Here is a 17,358-nt window from a genome sequence, read left to right on the forward strand (position 1 = left end):
TTTAGTTTATCTTAACTCCCTAGTTAAAAACATTTTTTGCCTCGACCTTGGGGTTTTTCATAAGTCCTGTTAATGTTACCCTACGCAATACACTTGACCTGTTTGAGCGCCCTCAATACTCTTGCTGTAGGCGAGTGCTGCACGAGCAGCAGATACAGGTTCATAGCCTCTGAAATAGGGGCCATAGTTTTCCATGGCTTCGGTAATTACTGTGGGGCTTACACCATTGATTCGGATACCTCTTGGCATTTCCAGAGCAGCACTTTTGATAAAACCATCCAATGCGCCATTAACCATGGCAGCGGAACTTCCATAGAGAATGGGGTCACGATTTAATATTCCGCTTGTTAATGTAAATGAGCCATTATCATTGATGTATTCTAATCCAGCCAAGACTACATTAACTTGACCCATTAGTTTATTGGTCAAACCAATTTTATAATCGTCTTCTCCCATGTCTTTTAGGGCAGCAAAGTGCACTTTACCGGTAGCTAACACAATCGCATCAATAGTATTTAATTTTTTGTACATTGCATCGATTGATTGTTTACTGGTTATATCCACTTGAATATCACTGTTTTTATAGCTCGCTGAAATAATTTCATGTCTTGGGTTTAATTCAGCAACTATTGCTTTTCCAATTATCCCCGTAGCACCAATCACCACTATTTTCATAAGTCATTCCCTCTTTATCCAATAAAAAGCAAAAGTCCTACATAGAATAGTACAGTAACAACAATAAGTTCTGAAATAAAAAGTGTGTATCGGCTGTATTTGATTACTGCCTATACACAGGATTTATTGAAGAAGAGAAGTAAAATGCCTCTATTAACCACTTGCCTTGTAGCATGTAATATGGCGAGTATGGTTTTACATCAATTCAAATTATTTGCGCAAACCACAGATTGATGCCTTCCACTAGAGTAGGGTGAGCGAACATCATATCGCGCAATTTTTGATAAGGTACGCGCAACTCCATTGCTAATTGGATGACCCCTAATATTTCCCCTGCCTCCGCACAGAAAATAGAAACGCCCAAAATCAAATCGGTTTCAGCGTCAATGACTGCTTTTAAAATACCCGTTGTTTCTCCTTGGGTTTTGGCGCGAGGAATCGCAGCTGCCGGAATTGTGGCGATTTTAATTCGGCGGCCTTGGGATCTGGCTTGAGCTTCAGTAAGTCCAATGCGTGCTAATTCCGGGTCGAGAAACACTGTGTAAGGAATAAGCCTGTTTTGGGAAGAAAGCTTTTTCTGGGGGTTTTGTAAATTATGTTTCACCAGACGATAGTCATCAAGAGACAGGTGGGTAAATTGTGCCCCTCCCTTGACATCGCCCAATGCCCAAATCCCTGCCGCTGTCGTTTCGAGAAACTCATTGACTTTGATGAATCCACGCTCATCAAGTTCAACGCCAGTTTTATCCAAATGCAATCCTGCTGTATTGGCAATACGCCCTACTGCAACCAGGACAGCTGTGCCACGAATAATTTCTGATTGGCCTTGTCGATTAGCTTCGATAATCACTTCAGTTTGCTCTTGGCGAATGGCATTAATCTTTGTATCGACAGCAAATTGAATGCCTTCGTTGGATAAGGTTTGAAAAACCTGTTCAGCAATGTCCTTGTCTTCCCGGCCAAGAAATTCGCTGCTGGCTTCGATGACAGTGACTTCAGCACCAAAGCGGCGAAACATTTGTGCAAATTCCAAGCCAATATAACCGCCGCCGATGATCAATAAATGTTGGGGTACCAAATCGGTGTTCATTAAACTGTCATTGGTAAAATAATTGACTTTATCGAGCCCCGCAATGGGGGGAATGAATGGCAGAGCGCCTGTATTAATAATAATTTTATCAGCTGTGATGTGCAGCGTTTTTTGCTTGTCACGTGGTGAGGATAGGGTAACTTCAATCATTTTTGGTCCAATAAAATGACCATGTCCTAACATGAGATCCATGCCTGAGTCTAAAAACTGTTTTAAATTCGCTTCACGCATCCCTTTCACCACAGCGTCTTTACGTGCTCGAATTGCTTTAAAATCAATTGGGTGCAATGTAGTATTTAAACCATAGTCTTTTGCTTTACGGCAGTAATGTGCCACTTTTGCTGACTGCACGAGCGTTTTCGTAGGTATGCATGCCACATTGATACAGGTCCCACCGATCTGATTGTTTTCAACCATCGCGATTTTCTGGCCGCTTTTAGCCAAATCCATTGCAAGAGTCTTCCCACCTTTGCCCCCACCTAATATGATGGTATCAAACTCTAAAACCATTCCATTCTCCCGAAAATTTCAATGTTTTATCCACTTGATGATGATCCTTATTTACAATACTTGAATTAAAGAGGAAAGCTCACGCAAGGCGATAAAAAATATGGTGTAATCTATGTTTTCGCTACCCAATAACATTTCTAATAACTTTTCCCAGCGTTTTTGAATGGGGTGATTTTGTTCCAGCCAATAGTTTATCAATTTTTCAGAAGTACGTTCTTTGGTGTTAGTTGTTAAAATGGCAATAGTCAAACGTCTTTGCAGATTATCTAACTCATCACGCAAAGACAGGCGAGCCATGGTATTCCAATGCCCTTCACGTGAGTCATTGGCTATTTGGTCGCGAAACCAAACGAGATTAAATTGACTACCAACTTTAAAGTAAGTTTCTGCAGTAAGCGATAAATCAAATTCATTTTGCGTGGCTACTTCAATGATATTTAATGAAGTATAAAGAGCCCGAGTTATAGCAATTTTTTGAGCCATATCCTTTTCAATACCAATACTGACGAATTGGCTAATGAGTTTCTCAAGGTATTCTTTAGTGACACCACCCATGAGCTTGGGAATCAACAGTTCAAGTTTTTTGACTGACTTGCCATAATTTTTAATATTTTTTTCAATGCCTCCGGTCAGTCGATTATTATGCAAAAACCAGCGTGTCGCCAAGTTGAGCAATTGGCGAATGTGATGCAATAATTCATATTGGGTGGATAAGGATATTTTATCTTGAAATGAATCAATCAGATTTTGTAAGACATCCGTTTGGAAAATACAGGCTGAAATAGTGTAAGCGCAGGCAATATCAGCAATCGACATACCGGTTTCCATCAGCATGCGGTACATGAAGGTAATTCCCATGTTGTTAACCAGCTTATTGCTCAGTTGCGTCGCTATGATTTCACGAGACAAAGGGTGTTTTGGCAAGGCTTTCGCATAGGGCTTTCGTAGCGAGATGGGAAAACCTGTTTCCAAAAAAGTTGTGAAGTATGAGTCATCGGGTAAATGCGATTTTAATAATTCGTTAGCAATATGAATTTTGGTGTGTGCCATTAAAACAGCAAGCTCTGGTCTTGTCAGCCCTGCGCCAGTGCTTTTGCGTTCGAGGAGTTTTTTATCGTCAGGAAGGAATTCAACGCTTCTGTCAAGGTTAACCCACTTTTCCAATTCTTTCATGTAATCTTGATATAAGCCACTATAATGAGAAGAATGAGCTGCCGATATACTTAAAATCAAGGCTTGATTGTAGTTGTCTTGCAAAACAAGATCGGCGACTTCGTCTGTCATTCTGCTTAGCAATTGATTGCGTTTTTTTTCTGTGAGTTTCTTTTCTCTAATCTCTTTATCTAAAAGAATTTTGATATTGACTTCATGGTCAGAGCAGTTAACGCCGGCGGAATTATCAATCGCATCAGTGTTAATAAGACCGCCCTTTAATGCAAACTCGACGCGTCCAAGTTGAGTAAAACCCAGATTTCCTCCTTCTCCCACTACCTTGCAGTGTAATTCTGCGCCATTAATACGGCAGAATTCATTAGTCTTGTCGCCAACATCGGCATGTGACTCCGTGGTTGCTTTGACATAGGTTCCAATACCGCCGTTAAACAGTAAATCCACTGGTGCTTTTAACAGCGCTCGAATAAGCTCATTGGGCGTAAGGGCATTTGCATCTATAGCGAGAGCTTTTTTTACTTGCGGGCTAATGGGGATCGATTTGCTTGAGCGTTTGTAAACGCCTCCGCCTTTAGAAATAAGTTGTAAGTTGTAATCTTCCCAGGATGAAGTAGGTAAATTAAACAGGCGAAGTCTTTCTTCATAGGATTTTACAGGGTCGGGATTCGGGTCGAGAAAAATATGACGATGATCAAAAGCAGCTAACAGCCGTATATGTTTTGAATAAAGCATGCCATTGCCAAATACATCACCACTCATATCACCAATACCTACTACCGTAAAGTCTTGTTGCTGAATATTGATATCAAGTTCACGAAAATGTCTTTTGACAGATTCCCACGCACCACGTGCTGTAATACCCATTTTTTTATGATCGTACCCGGCAGAACCTCCAGAAGCAAAAGCATCACCTAGCCAAAATCCATGTTCCTTGGCAATACTATTGGCAATATCGGAAAAAGTAGCTGTTCCCTTGTCAGCAGCAACAACCAGATAAGGGTCAGGGTCGTCGTAACATATAACATTCTGTGGAGGGATTGTTTTATCATTGATTAAATTATCGGTGAGATCCAGTAAACCATTGATGAACGATTTATAACAAGAGATGACTTCCTGTTGGATTTGCTCGCGGCTGGCTGCATGAAGCGGTTTTTTCAAGACAAAACCTCCCTTGGCGCCAGAGGGAACAATGACTGCGTTTTTTACCTTCTGCGCTTTCATAAGTCCTAAAATCTCGGTTCGAAAATCTTCTGGCCGATCGGACCAGCGAATACCGCCGCGGGCTACTTTGGTACTACGTAAATGGATTCCTTCAAAACGTGTTGAGTACACAAAAATTTCATAAAGCGGTTGACCTGGAGGTAGGTCAGGAATTTCCGAGGATTTTAATTTGAAGGAAAGGTAATCTTTAGATAATCCCGCGTGATTTTTTTGAAAGTAATTAGTACGAAGAGTTGCTTTCATCAAAGACCAAAAATAACGCATGATGCGATCCTCATCCAGGCTGCTAATCGCATCAATGTTTATTTGAATTTTCTGTTCTAGTGCCAATATGTCCTTGTGAATAGCAGATTTCCTTTTAAGGCCAAATTTCAAATAAAAGAAGTGAATCAGCTCACGGGCAATGGCCGCATGCATTTCGATGGTTTTTTCAATGTAAGATTGACTGTAACGAATACCAATCTGATGGAGGTATTTTGCATAGGCTCGCAAAATAGTTATTTCTTGCCAGGAGAGCCCCGCGCATAATACCAATTTATTAAAACCATCGTTTTCACAAATACCAAGATTGATACTAATCAGTGCCTCTGCAAAAATATCTTTGACCTGAGTAATGTTGATTGAATCGGTTTGAGAATAGGTTACGTTAAAATCACTAATCCAGAATAATTGCCCGTCCCGTGTTTTGATTTTATAAGGACGTTCGGTATAAGTGCGCAGTCCCATGTTTTCAAGCATAGGCAAGATGTCGGATAGGGGGATTGGGGTTTCATACCGATAAAGTTTAATGTGCAAAGGATATTGTGAGTGAGTGTTTTCATAAAAATCGATAACCAGGGGATTTTCTTTGGAGAGTTTTTCTATCTGTAAAATGTCCTGGATTGCCTCTTCGGGAGTATGTTGTTCACTATAACTCATTGACATTGTTTCGGTGTATTTATCAATGAGCTGTTTCCCTTTTGGGGAGCCAAATTGCTGAGTTAATTGCTTTTGCAATTTATCTTTCCATGAGTTTGTCATCATTCTTAAAATTCCATGCAAGATATGTTTTTATCGTTACTCAAAAGTATAGGCCATTTCAAAGAATAAAATTAAAATTTACTAACTTATTTTACACAAAGTGAGTCATTTGTTTTCAGGAAATTATTAAGTAAACTTTAATAAAAGGTTAAGGACATAAAAGTATAATAAAGCTTCTTTCAAAAGACGAAGCACCTGTTATGTATAAAAATATACTGTTTTTTTCAAATTTTAGCCGTATGCGTTGGAACGAGTACGACGGGGATCGATATCAAAGTCTTTGGGAACATAATAAGCGAGATATTAAACACACATTTTTCGGCACGATTGCAAACGGAAAAGATTTGAGAGAAGTGCTATTCCAGCCAGTTACTGCTTCTTTTTCGATGCTAGTCGCGGGGGCATTTGCCCAATTACTGGTGCCCTATTCCATTTTCATGCTCTGTATGGGTGAGGCGGGGTTTGCGGGCAGAACATTAATTAATTATCTTGAAATAACTACTGTTGCTTTGGCAATGCCATTTATTGCTTTATTAAGTACTGTAGGCCGATGTATTGCAACGGTTAAATGCCTGGTTGAGGATCAATACAATTTGGCTGAGATGGTTGAAGACAAAGAGGTTAAGCCAAATAAAATCTATCTTGATTGTGCTGAAGTAAACTACACTTTCAGGGATGAGAACAACAATCAGTTCAGCCGCAAATATTATAAATTCCAATATAAAATGAGAGGTCTCAACGATGAGCTTTGCCAGGGAAGCTTTACTTTCAGAGATTTAGAGCGTGCTCCTGATAATGACGATTTCAATGGAAAGCTTTCCAGTCTCACACTTTATAAATACGACATCCTGGATTTGATTAAAAGAGTTCATAAAGATAAATTTGAAGAAATGGAAGACGAAAATCTAATTCGTATGTCCATTTAATTTAGATTAGTTTAAAAATCAGGATGTTTTTGTTGAAAGCTATAATGGATAGTGATTATTTTTCTCAACTACTTGTTACTTAACAGGCCGCGTTATATCGTTTATGAAGGATGTTATTGGTTCCCGCTTATATTTTTGATGTGCTGACTTAATAATCAGTTATTGAGTCGGTATTTAAAGCAAGACAAAACAGAGTGATGGACTAAATAAAATTATTAAGGGAATGAGAGCGTGCGTGTATTTTATGGCTTATTAGGTTTCATGATATTTAATTTGGTGGCTTGTGAAAAAATGGCATTACTGACTACGCCACCTAAAAAACAGCAATTATCTAATAGTCCACTGGCTGCTCGGGCAGAGCGATATTTTTGGCGAACCCTTCATGAGGGGCGATATCAGGACATTCCGCAAGCGGATTATTTGCTGATGGCAGCTTACCTCGAGAATCCATATGATTCGAAATTAGCGGCCCATCTTGGCTTTATTCATATTTGGAAAATTACTGAGCGGGAAAGAGTAAAAAATAACTCTCCCTTGCTTCCCAATGAAATTATTTTGTCTAAAAAATACTTTGCTGATGCTCTGCAACTGGATCCGGAAAACCCAATTTATCAAGGATTTTATGGCGATACCCAATTAGTAGAAGGGCAGATTTTTAAAGACAAACAAGAAGAAGTCAGAGGATATTTTACTTTACAGAAAGCGATAAGCAATTGGCCTGAGTTTAATTATTTTACTGCAGGGTACCCCATGAGTAGTTTAAGTGCTGATTCGGATCATTTTAAAAAGGGTTTGGATTGGCAATGGAAAACTTTGGATATCTGTGCTGGTGAGAAGATTAGTAGACAGAATCCTGATTTTACGCCTTATATGAAGAGAGAAACGACAATAGGCGCGCAAAGAGCCTGTTGGAATTCAGAAATTGCGCCTCATAATTTTGAAGGCTTTTTTATGAATATGGGGGATATGTTAGTTAAATCCGGAGATCCTGAAACGGGAATAAAAATATACAATAATGCCAAATTGACTAAAAATTACAATAAATGGCCGTATAAAGACATGTTGGAGAAACGTATTCTGAATGCGAAAGCCAATGTTCAACATTTTAATCAAAAATCAAATGACCCCAATCAGTCGATTATGTTTAATTCCGGATATGGATGCGTGGTTTGTCATCAACGGTAAGTACCATCTGATTATTCTATATCAGGTGGCTTATTAGATTAGTAAGAATGTGAGGTTTCAATTTAAACCCCCTGCTTGTGTTTTTGCAAAGCGGGCAGGATAAAAGCGAAGGAAAGTGTTATAGTTTTAATTTATTTCGGCAAAGAATTTAAAAAGAACATGGAAAAAATTACTATTTATCATAATCCTCGATGCTCAAAATCTAGACAAGCATTGGAAATACTGCAAAACAAAGGTTTTGAACCCATTATCATTGAATATCTTAAAACTCCTCTTGATCTGGAACAATTGAAAAGATTACGGACTCACCTAGCTCTTGAAGACTTAGTGCGCACGAATGAAAATGTTTTTAAGGAATTGGGTCTGTCTCTGGCTAATGAGGCGCAAATTTTAGAAGCTATGGTAAATGAACCTATATTAATGCAACGCCCAATTGTCACATTTAAAGGTAAGGCTGTTATCGGGCGTCCGCCTGAGAAAGTCCTGGAGCTGTTTGATTAATCTTTATTGTACGATAATATAAATTTAATCCTGATACCATGACTAATCTCACTGTCATGGTAAGGAATAAAAGCATTTGCAAAACTTCAGAGAGAATAGCTTTTTAATTGTGATGCAAATTGCCTTAACACATGCAGCCCGGATTCTTCGGCCTGGCTACACCATTTTTGTATTAAATTAAGAAGATCCTTATTGGATAGGGACGTTTTTAACCATATCTGCTGTAATAATTCGCGGTAATTATGAACCGCTTGCAAGTTGTCATGTTGCTTAAGTAATGTTTTCAATCGCAACTGATCAGCATGGGATAGCTGTTCGTTCGGTTTCTTGAATAAATGGCGAGCATTCTTTAAATCCCGATTTTTTATGCGGTATTGCATATCGCGCAGAGTAGGAAATATAACCAGCTTGTAATAATCAGATATCACTTGAAAGCGATTACCAAGTATCGCTTTTACCGAATCTACATCTATATGAGATTTATTCTTGTCAATGATCAGTTTTGGGGGTAATTTTTTTACTTTGGCAAGCTTTAAAAAAGACAAACAACGTATGTAAAACCAACCCAAATCAAATTCCCACCATTTAATGGAAAATTTGGCTGAGGAGGCGAAGGTATGATGATTATTATGCAATTCTTCACCAGCAATCAATAAACCCCAGGGAAAAACATTGGTTGAAGAATCTGACGACTCATGATTGCGATAACCCCAATAGTGCCCTATTCCATTGACCACGCCAGCAACAAGAGGTATCCACATCATTTGGATTGCCCAAAGGGTAAGTCCAGGAATTCCAAACAAGAAAAGATTAAGTGTGAGCATTAAAAATATGCCTTTGTTCGCATGGGGAGAATATAATTTGCGCTCTATCCAGTCGTTTGGAGTGCCCGAGGAGTATTTTTTAATCATGTCTTTATCTTTAGAGGCCTCTCGATATAATTCTGGAACTTGCCAAAATACTTTTTTTAAAGTAAATACCTGAGGGCTATGTGGATCCCCTTCCATGTCAGTATTGGCATGATGTTTCCGATGAATGGCTACCCATTCTGCCGTGGTCATCCCGGTCGTTAACCAAAGCCAGAAGCGGAAAAAATGGCTTACAAGAGGATGCAGAGTTAATGCGCGGTGTGTTTGATAACGATGTAAGTAAATGGTAACAGCAGTGGTGGTGATGTGAGTCAGGACAAAACCGGCCAAAAGATATCCCCATAAAGTCATATTTAAAAAACCAAACATCATTCCTCCTCTTAGGTGCCTGAAATTGTGTAATTGGCAAAACGATATGTAAGAATATCTTTATATCCACTAAGTATACACTATTTATTTTTATCTTAGTGGCATTTAAAAAGCTAATTATTTACGCGCTTTTATTAAAAGCCGTCCTGGATTTTCTGCTGATATTGCCCTTATATCCTGCTTTTGGCGGCGCAAATTTTTGAATTTTGGCTGAGACAAAATCTGAAAAGTTATGCAAAAACTCAAAATCTTTAATTTTAATGCGCTCCAGTTTTTGATTGATTAATTTTTCTATAGACAGCAGCAGCTTTATTTCTTCTGTGCTGACCAAGGATACAGCCAATCCAGAGGCGCCTGCCCGTCCTGTTCGTCCAATCCGATGAACGTAGTCCTCAGGCACATGAGGCAGGTCAAAATTCACTACACAGGCAAGTTTCTCGATGTCTATGCCACGTGCTGCGATGTCTGTTGCAATTAATGTTTGTACTTTGCCTGACTTGAAATCAGCTAAGGCTTTTATTCGTTGAGCCTGTGATTTGTTGCCATGAATAGCAACCGAATATATTTGGGATTCGGCCAGTTGCTTAACCAGTTTATTGGCTCCATGTTTGGTTCGAGAAAAAACCAAAGTTTGTCCCCAGTTATTCTTATGAAGTAAATGACTCAGAAGGGCTAACTTATGGTTTCTATCTACTGAATAAACAGTTTGTTTTATGGTTTTTACCGCGGTATTTCTCGGTGCGATATCAATTTCAACCGCTTTATTCAGTATATTTCTGGCTAAAGCGCGTACTTCAGGGGTAAAGGTTGCTGAAAAAAGCAGGTTCTGCCTTTTTAAAGGTAATAATTTGATAATTTTTTTTATATCATGAATAAACCCCATATCCAGCATTCTATCCGCCTCATCGAGTACCAGGGTGTCAATCTCATCAAATTTAACAGCACGTTGCTGATATAAATCCAATAATCTTCCCGGTGTTGCAACCAGTATCTCAAGGCCTGAGTCTAATTGTTTAATTTGGTTGTGGCTTTTTACTCCTCCGTAAATCACAGCTGAGCGCAGTGTTAGGTATTTGCCATATTGGATTATGCTCTCGTGGACCTGGATGGCTAATTCACGTGTAGGCGTTAAAATCAGTACTTTAACTCGATTAGGGCTGGTTTGAGTTTGCTGACTGGCTTTTTGCAAGATAGGCAATACAAAGCTTGCTGTTTTTCCTGTTCCTGTTTGAGCGGAACCAAGTAAATCATGCCCATTTAAAATGAGCGGGATGGCTTTTAATTGAATACTGGTAGGGGTAGTGTAGCCTAACTCACTAACCGCCCTGTTTAGCGGCTCAATCAGCGCTAATTGTTTAAAACTCATTGTTTTCCTTATTGATATCTATGGGTATTGTGGGCTCTGAGGTTAATCACTCATTATTTTGTGGGGAAAATGAGGCATTAATTTAGAGGGGAAAAATAGGAATTTTCAAAGGTTTTTTGAAAGAATTCATGCAATATTTGGAACTATTATAACAGTTATTTGCAAATATGTCTTGTTTATTTTGCTTAGGCTTGGATTGTTAATTAACAGCTAACATGCTAAGCTCCTCAGAAGATCTAATTCTACGCACAATACTCTTTTCGATCGTTTGATTTTTTACTCTTCTTGCTTTCATCCAGATCATTGTTCGTTAATCTATTCAGGAGCAATGATGAAACAGAAAAAAATATATGTTGGTAATTTACCATTTGGTACGACTGAGGAAGCATTAAGCATTCAATTTTCTCAATATGGAAAAATCGAGGAGATGTTCTTAATTAAGGATCGATTAACAGGACAAATGAAGGGATTTGGTTTTATAACGTTTTCTGCTCAGCAGGAGGCGGAGTCTGCTTTAGAGATGAATGGTCAGCCATTTGATGGACGTTCATTAAAAGTATGCATGGCACAGAAAAAAACCAATTCTGTTTCTCGTAGCCGGTGGTAAAATAGAGTATTTACTTAATTCCGATGTTATCGTATCGAGAACTCATCACTACAAATAAATTTTTAATCTACGTTGACTCAACTTTTTTAGCCCTGAGTGAGCCATTTATTTTCTTGTGTTTTATCTATCCCATATGCAAAAATAACAACCATAGTATTTGGTGATAATAGTCAGCATGAAAGCGAACGGTTTTTTTGATGAGCAATCTTCCCTTAAGAAAAGTAAAATTGGGTTGAATTTAGTATGGATGTTCTCACTTGGTCATATTTTTCTAATAACGCTCAGTAATGTTCTGGTTCAATATCCATTTGATATGATGGGATTTCACACGACCTGGGGGGCGTTCACTTATCCAGCAATTTTTATTTTAACTGATTTGACAACAAGGATAGCAACCGCTAATAAGGCGCGGAAAATTATTATGCTGAGTATGACCCCAGGATTAATATTGTCCTATCTTGTTGCGAGCTATATTGAGGCAGGCAATAATTTGAATGAGAGCGGTCTATCCGTTTTACACCTCATGCCATTACGTATCGCCCTGGCTTGTTTTATAGCCTACGTTGTTGGGCAATTGCTGGATGTGGCAGTTTTCCAACGCTATAGAAATCGGCCTGCCTGGTGGCTGGCCCCAACTCTATCGGCGGTTGCAGGCAATTTCATAGATACAGCATTATTTTTTACCATCGCGTTTTATCACTGCTCCAATCCATTTTTAAGTCAGAATTGGCCTGAAATTGCGATGGTCGATGTCTTTTTTAAAATCATGATTAGTTTAATTGCTTTTGTTCCGGTTTATGGTCTGGTTTTAAGTATTCTTGGTATAAAAACTACCAATAAATTAATGGTATAAAGGTATCTTGATACCATTTTCAAAATAAGGATTAATGATGCTGACTGGTTTAAGGTTGCTTACAAAAGACCTCAAAATTTTAAATGGCAAATACATTCAGCTAGAACCCATTACCAGCCAGCACCGTGAGGAGTTACGAAAAGCAGCAAATCATGAACAAATTTGGCAATACATGCCGCAAAAGGCAACGGGCAAGTTATTTAATTCCTGGTTTGATGATTGTCTTGAGAAAATGTCCATAAGAGACCAAACTACTTATGCAGTGCGTTGTAAAAAAGAAGGAGATCTGAAAGGAGCCACTTCATTTTACGATATTCAACCAGAAAACAAACGGCTGGCTTTAGGCTATAGTTGGTACATTCCTAAAGTATGGGGAACAACGACAAACCCGGAATCAAAATTACTCATGTTGCATCAGGCGTTTGATGCCTGGGGGATTAATCGAGTAGAACTAGGTACAGATTCTCGCAATATTCATTCCTATCGTGCTATCAAAAAGCTGGGTGCGACGGAGGAAGGTGTGTTGCGCCAACATATGATTCTTCATAATCAGGTGATAACGGATACTATTATGTTTAGTATTCTTTTCTCGGAGTGGCCGGCGGTAAAAGAGCGATTAATACAGAGATTGAACTATGCTGCAACCGATAAAGACCACTTGGCTGTCTCTATATAGTAATCCCTTGTTCTCTGGGTTACACAGCTCAACTCATGAAATAATCAGACACACAATAAATAGAATGAAAAAAGATTGGTATTTTTCTTTAATTGAGTGAATATTTGGTTCTACCTGCGAGAAAGGAGTGCTCAATGTACAACAAAATGTTTAAGCCTCTGGATACTGATCCGATTTTATATTTCAAAATGTACAGTAATTATACTGAGGGAAGGGTTGATGATTGTTGTGCATTTATTTTAATGCCCAGTGGGTTACAAAGAGATTGGGTCTGTTTGCAATCGATTCAATTTGCTTTTAATAAGTGTGGTGACGTCCTTGGGATTAACATTATTTTTTCTGGAAATGAGTCGAATATCCACAAAAAGGTTCGAGAAACGATGGAAGGGATGCTCAAGCTGAAGCTTCAATATGGAAGAGGGGAAGAGCTTTTCGTTTTTGATGAAGAAAAGAAAACATTTCATCTGGGGATACTGCCTGGTAAGGATACACAGGCGTATTTGGAGGGTATTATCGCTTTTATTCAGGATAGTTATCGCTTGCAACCGGACTTTGCCCAAAACATCAAGGCACAACTTCTTAATAAGGAATATCTGGCACAGGAATATAGTCGTTTGCGATGGAAGCCACCAGAGAAAGAATCTGTTTGTGTGCTCATGTAGGTTGTAGAAGCATTGTTTCCACTTTAAAAATAGAAAAATTTGAATTTTATGGGGATTATTGCATTCCATTAGCTTGGTTTGCGTAATACTCTCTTGACAACTACAAGATTGAAAGCTCAATATTCTTTATTTACACCAAGGTTCAGGATTTTCATTGTATAGGAAGCGATGGCTCATTTTATTGTGTGCTTTGTTGAATAATGGTTGCCTCTGGCTTGGGTCAGAATACAGGAAACCTCATGTCAACACCCCGCAAAAATGGCCGCATAAATATTCAATACAAACTGAGCAAGCTGCCTATTTACCTGATCTGCATTGGTGGAAACAGTTCAATAGCAAGGAGCTCAATGCTTCTATCCAAAAGGCATTACAAAATAATCACCAGATTCACCTCGCTATGGCAAATATTGAATCCGCACAGGGGCAATTGCAGCAAGTCCAGTTAAGTTGGTTGCCTAATCTCACAGGGCTTGCAGGTTACACCCAGTTTCCCGTTTTAGGTAATCCGGGGACTACGGCAATTGCCTATCCAGCCTACATCATTAATATTTTCCAGCAATATAAGCAACAAAAAAGCGCGCAAGCCATGCTTGAAGCCAGTATTTACGCGCAATATTCTGCCAGACTGGTTGTGATAGCCCAGACTGCAGCCAGCTTTTTTACCTTGATTGCTCAGAATGAAGCTTTGCATTTATACAATAAACTGCTTAAGGATTATCGAACCTATCTCAAACTGACTCAAAGCCAATATCGCTCAGGATTAATTTCGCTTGACAATATCACTCAAATCAAAAGTCGTATCCAGCGAATTGAGGCACAAATCAAGGTGGTTCAGCATAACATTGTGGTGACTAAAAACGCCTTGCATTTTTTATTTAATGAAAATCCTGGAGATGTCGAGATTAAAACTCTCTTTGAAAATATCGATAGTAATCAATTGGTACCAGGGAATTTACCGGCCAGCGTTCTCAGTGTGAGACCTGACATTCATGAGGCAGAAGCGTTGTTAAAAGCAGCGCATGCCGATGTGGGTGCGATAACCGCGAATCTTTTACCAGGGATTAATTTGGGCGCTTACCTGGGTGAGGGATCCAATGTGGATGGCGCCATTAAATTAGGGCAAGCCTATTTAAATGGCCCGATAATTGATTTGCCTCTATTTGCTCAGGTTGATGTGAGTAAAGCTCGATATAAGGCAATCTATATCAAATATATTACCACTATCCGTAAGGCCTTGCGCGATGTTGCTAATGACTTGTCTGCCTATTCAACTTCTAGCCAGCAATTAAATAATAATTTATCGGCTTTAAGCGATGAAAAACAGCAATGCCATTTGGCAGAAGTTCGTTATCGTCACGGAATTGATGACTATTTAAATTTAATAAAATGCCAAATCCTGTTAGACGAATTTAAGTTAGTGATAAACCAGAACAAGCTGGAAAAACTGCTATCCATAGTCACTTTATACCAGGATTTAGGAGGTGGTTCCCGTGGGCATTGATCAGCAAAAGACCGTCCGTACCTTGCGCTTATCCCTGACGTGTATTTTTCTTTTTCTAATTACCTGGTACTACCAAGTCCCAGAAAGCGCATGGACTTTAGTGACCATATGGTTTGTCATGTATGAATATTCCACCGTTGGTGGCGTACTGACAAAAAGCTTTTTGCGCTTCGCAGGCACGGCTTTGAGTGCCATTTATGGAATGATAGTTGTTTATTTTTGTGCCAACAACCCGTTGATTAACATTATGGCTTTAGTACCTGGTTTGTTTCTTTACGCCTATTTTTTCATGGGGGGAGATAAAACGTATATTGGTACCATAGGGGCTGTAACGCTTACTATTGTATTGCTGAATTATAACGACATAGATACGGCTGTATTGCGGGTATTCAATGTCATTATCGGTGTCATTGGTTCTATGTTCATGATCCGGTTTTTTTACCCCCAATATGCAAGAGATAAAGTTTTAGAGATTCAGTTGAACTTTATTACTCAACTTGCAAATCTTTTAGAAAGCTATTTGAATCCAACCCAGTCTTTGGCAGCTGTCCAGACAAAGTATTTGGATTATGAACGCAAGATGCTTGATGGTTTTACTTTATACAATCGTTATATTGGCGAAGCCAAAATAGAAACCAAGAAAGCTCCGTTTTTCATCCCCCATTCCATTGCTGCCATGCAACATTTCAGGCGTCTGTTTCGTTTGTTCAGTGTGTTTATTTATTATTTATCTACTGAGGAAATTCGATCGGATCCATGGGTATGTGATCAATTAAGTAAACTTCTGCGTAATTTACAGTCACTGCAACGAAAATTGCTGCAACAGGATGCGGGGCCCATAGGGGGAGACGTTGAGGTTGCAGAGCCAGAAGAAGAAATCGTTATAGAAACACCTAATATTGAAAATAAAATAGCAACAGAAGCTATTGTCAATAATATGCAGAAAGAAATCGCTTTGCTTGATACTGAAATTAAGGAAATAATATTAATTTACGATGTTTATGATATCAGGTTGAATGAGATGTAAAGACTCATTCCAATATCTTGGGAAGGGTTCAATAGAAATGAGGATGAAAAAGACACATGAGTGACAAACCCAAAGCTGGATTTCCTGTAATTATTTTATTATGCGTGTTTCTATTCATTCTGATTTATCATTACTCGTATTTATTTCCTTTTACAAACAATGCATTTGTTGTTGCGAATGTTCGTCCAGTTGCTGCCAATGTAAAAGGTTATATCACCAATATTTATGTTAAAAATGAACAGGAAGTAAAAAAAGGCCAACCATTATTTACCGTATTCAAAGCCCCCTATGAATTGGCCTACAGGAAAGCTGTGAGCCATGTTCAAGAGGCGAAAGCCCAATTATTGTTATTCAATAAACAAGTTGAGAAAACGAAATATCTGCTGCAAGCACAAAAAGAGCTTTATGAAAAATTCCGTTTTGATTATGAACATAATTATTCTGCCTCGCGCGATCACGCAGTTTCTAAACTGACCGTCAATACGATGTTAAAAGAAAAAAATGCGGCACTAAGCAAATTAAAAGCATTGGAAAAAGAGTTGGAGGTCAACCAGCAACAAGTCATTGTGCAAAAAAAGAAAATTGACTCTTTAATTGCGGTGATGAAGAATGCCAAAATCGATTTGGATGAAACCACAGTTTATGCCAAACAAAATGGGGCAGTTCAGGATATGTTTGTTGCATTGGGAACCCCCATCAAAACCCGAAAGCCTGTCTTTGCCATAGCGGATACCGATACCTTGTTTATCCAGGCAAATTTCAACGAAACGGATTTAAGAAGAGTACAGCCAGGGGATAAAGTTTCTATTTTCCCGCGAATGTATTTTGGATCTAAAATTTATCATGGAGTGATTCTTTCAAGAAACTGGGCTGCAAGCCGCCTGGAAACCCATCGGGCAACGCAAATACAAATTGTTCGCAATAGCGAAAGCAACTGGTTTTTATTGCCTCAGCGCCTGCCAGTACAAATTCAAATAACCGACTATGACCCGGTGCATTACCCGTTAAGTATAGGCGCTAGCGCCTATGTGTATATCCATACTCATTAAAATTATGGAAGGTGTTGAAATCAAGAGTGCAATATATTCTGTTTTTTTTCTATTTCCAGTATTAATTTTTAGCTGATAATT

General features: G+C 38.8%; 15 protein-coding genes. 10 read left to right on the top strand and 5 right to left on the bottom strand.

Going from position 1 to position 17,358, the window contains the following annotated elements; genetic code table 11:
* Window positions 1-75: 75 nt before the first annotated feature.
* The 3 genes from LPG_RS01220 to LPG_RS01230 form a co-directional block, all read right to left on the bottom strand.
* On the bottom strand, window positions 76-675 hold the full coding sequence (locus LPG_RS01220; RefSeq protein ID WP_010946004.1) for a short chain dehydrogenase: 600 nt from the start codon (window positions 673-675) through the stop codon (window positions 76-78).
* Between the two features lie 205 nt (window positions 676-880).
* Window positions 881-2,275, bottom strand: coding sequence for a mercuric reductase (locus LPG_RS01225; RefSeq protein WP_010946005.1), 1,395 nt, complete (start codon window positions 2,273-2,275; stop codon window positions 881-883).
* Window positions 2,276-2,326: 51 nt separating this feature from the next.
* A complete protein-coding gene (locus tag LPG_RS01230; RefSeq protein ID WP_015444904.1) occupies window positions 2,327-5,689 on the bottom strand; it encodes an NAD-glutamate dehydrogenase in 3,363 nt (1,120 codons plus the stop codon).
* Window positions 5,690-5,886: 197 nt separating this feature from the next.
* On the opposite strand from LPG_RS01230, the gene ceg9 reads away from it, so the two are divergent.
* The 3 genes from ceg9 to arsC all read left to right on the top strand — a co-directional run bounded on the left by ceg9 (window position 5,887) and on the right by arsC (window position 8,298).
* Window positions 5,887-6,612 (top strand): Dot/Icm T4SS effector Ceg9, encoded by a 726-nt coding sequence (gene ceg9, locus LPG_RS01235; protein ID WP_010946007.1) that lies wholly within the window; start codon window positions 5,887-5,889, stop codon window positions 6,610-6,612.
* Window positions 6,613-6,843: 231 nt separating this feature from the next.
* Window positions 6,844-7,797 (top strand): hypothetical protein, encoded by a 954-nt coding sequence (locus LPG_RS01240; RefSeq protein WP_010946008.1) that lies wholly within the window; start codon window positions 6,844-6,846, stop codon window positions 7,795-7,797.
* Window positions 7,798-7,956: 159 nt separating this feature from the next.
* On the top strand, window positions 7,957-8,298 hold the full coding sequence (gene arsC / locus LPG_RS01245; RefSeq protein WP_010946009.1) for an arsenate reductase (glutaredoxin): 342 nt from the start codon (window positions 7,957-7,959) through the stop codon (window positions 8,296-8,298).
* Window positions 8,299-8,384: 86 nt separating this feature from the next.
* On the opposite strand, the gene LPG_RS01250 is transcribed toward arsC, so the two are convergent.
* Complete coding sequence (locus tag LPG_RS01250; protein ID WP_010946010.1) at window positions 8,385-9,539, bottom strand: DesA family fatty acid desaturase; 1,155 nt, start codon at window positions 9,537-9,539, stop codon at window positions 8,385-8,387.
* Window positions 9,540-9,657: 118 nt separating this feature from the next.
* Complete coding sequence (locus tag LPG_RS01255; protein WP_010946011.1) at window positions 9,658-10,902, bottom strand: DEAD/DEAH box helicase; 1,245 nt, start codon at window positions 10,900-10,902, stop codon at window positions 9,658-9,660.
* A 331-nt stretch (window positions 10,903-11,233) separates the two neighbouring features.
* Between LPG_RS01255 and LPG_RS01260 the strand changes: the two genes are divergently transcribed.
* The 7 genes from LPG_RS01260 to LPG_RS01290 all read left to right on the top strand — a co-directional run bounded on the left by LPG_RS01260 (window position 11,234) and on the right by LPG_RS01290 (window position 17,277).
* Complete coding sequence (locus tag LPG_RS01260; protein ID WP_011945494.1) at window positions 11,234-11,509, top strand: RNA recognition motif domain-containing protein; 276 nt, start codon at window positions 11,234-11,236, stop codon at window positions 11,507-11,509.
* 175 nt (window positions 11,510-11,684) lie between these two features.
* Window positions 11,685-12,362 carry a 7-cyano-7-deazaguanine/7-aminomethyl-7-deazaguanine transporter gene (locus LPG_RS01265; RefSeq protein WP_015444901.1) on the top strand — a complete coding sequence of 226 codons (678 nt, stop codon included), beginning with the start codon at window positions 11,685-11,687 and terminating at the stop codon, window positions 12,360-12,362.
* A 37-nt stretch (window positions 12,363-12,399) separates the two neighbouring features.
* Window positions 12,400-13,038, top strand: a complete 639-nt coding sequence (locus LPG_RS01270; RefSeq protein ID WP_015444900.1) for a GNAT family N-acetyltransferase — start codon at window positions 12,400-12,402, stop codon at window positions 13,036-13,038.
* A gap of 134 nt (window positions 13,039-13,172) precedes the next feature.
* On the top strand, window positions 13,173-13,700 hold the full coding sequence (locus tag LPG_RS01275) for a hypothetical protein (protein WP_015444899.1): 528 nt from the start codon (window positions 13,173-13,175) through the stop codon (window positions 13,698-13,700).
* Between the two features lie 154 nt (window positions 13,701-13,854).
* On the top strand, window positions 13,855-15,201 hold the full coding sequence (locus tag LPG_RS01280) for an efflux transporter outer membrane subunit (RefSeq protein ID WP_010946016.1): 1,347 nt from the start codon (window positions 13,855-13,857) through the stop codon (window positions 15,199-15,201).
* The gene (locus LPG_RS01285) at window positions 15,191-16,228 is read left to right on the top strand and encodes an FUSC family protein (protein WP_015444897.1); all 1,038 of its coding nucleotides are present in this window, start codon (window positions 15,191-15,193) and stop codon (window positions 16,226-16,228) included. The genes LPG_RS01280 and LPG_RS01285 overlap by 11 nt, the downstream gene beginning before the upstream one ends.
* Before the next feature lie 56 nt (window positions 16,229-16,284).
* Window positions 16,285-17,277 carry an Lpg0257 family Dot/Icm type IV secretion system effector gene (locus tag LPG_RS01290; RefSeq protein WP_010946018.1) on the top strand — a complete coding sequence of 331 codons (993 nt, stop codon included), beginning with the start codon at window positions 16,285-16,287 and terminating at the stop codon, window positions 17,275-17,277.
* Window positions 17,278-17,358 lie beyond the last annotated feature (81 nt).

This window comes from Legionella pneumophila subsp. pneumophila str. Philadelphia 1 (assembly GCF_000008485.1).
Taxonomy (GTDB): domain Bacteria; phylum Pseudomonadota; class Gammaproteobacteria; order Legionellales; family Legionellaceae; genus Legionella; species Legionella pneumophila.

What these genes read in the sequence shown, in the direction of transcription:
- LPG_RS01230 (WP_015444904.1), bottom strand. Translation starts at nt 5,689, where the DNA reads ATGATGACAAACTCATGGAAAGATAAATTGCAAAAGCAATTAACTCAG.
- LPG_RS01225 (WP_010946005.1), bottom strand. Translation starts at nt 2,275, where the DNA reads ATGGTTTTAGAGTTTGATACCATCATATTAGGTGGGGGCAAAGGTGGG.
- LPG_RS01265 (WP_015444901.1), top strand. Translation starts at nt 11,685, where the DNA reads ATGAAAGCGAACGGTTTTTTTGATGAGCAATCTTCCCTTAAGAAAAGT.
- LPG_RS01270 (WP_015444900.1), top strand. Translation starts at nt 12,400, where the DNA reads ATGCTGACTGGTTTAAGGTTGCTTACAAAAGACCTCAAAATTTTAAAT.
- arsC (WP_010946009.1), top strand. Translation starts at nt 7,957, where the DNA reads ATGGAAAAAATTACTATTTATCATAATCCTCGATGCTCAAAATCTAGA.
- LPG_RS01220 (WP_010946004.1), bottom strand. Translation starts at nt 675, where the DNA reads ATGAAAATAGTGGTGATTGGTGCTACGGGGATAATTGGAAAAGCAATA.
- LPG_RS01255 (WP_010946011.1), bottom strand. Translation starts at nt 10,902, where the DNA reads ATGAGTTTTAAACAATTAGCGCTGATTGAGCCGCTAAACAGGGCGGTT.
- LPG_RS01260 (WP_011945494.1), top strand. Translation starts at nt 11,234, where the DNA reads ATGAAACAGAAAAAAATATATGTTGGTAATTTACCATTTGGTACGACT.
- LPG_RS01275 (WP_015444899.1), top strand. Translation starts at nt 13,173, where the DNA reads ATGTACAACAAAATGTTTAAGCCTCTGGATACTGATCCGATTTTATAT.
- LPG_RS01250 (WP_010946010.1), bottom strand. Translation starts at nt 9,539, where the DNA reads ATGATGTTTGGTTTTTTAAATATGACTTTATGGGGATATCTTTTGGCC.
- ceg9 (WP_010946007.1), top strand. Translation starts at nt 5,887, where the DNA reads ATGTATAAAAATATACTGTTTTTTTCAAATTTTAGCCGTATGCGTTGG.
- LPG_RS01290 (WP_010946018.1), top strand. Translation starts at nt 16,285, where the DNA reads ATGAGTGACAAACCCAAAGCTGGATTTCCTGTAATTATTTTATTATGC.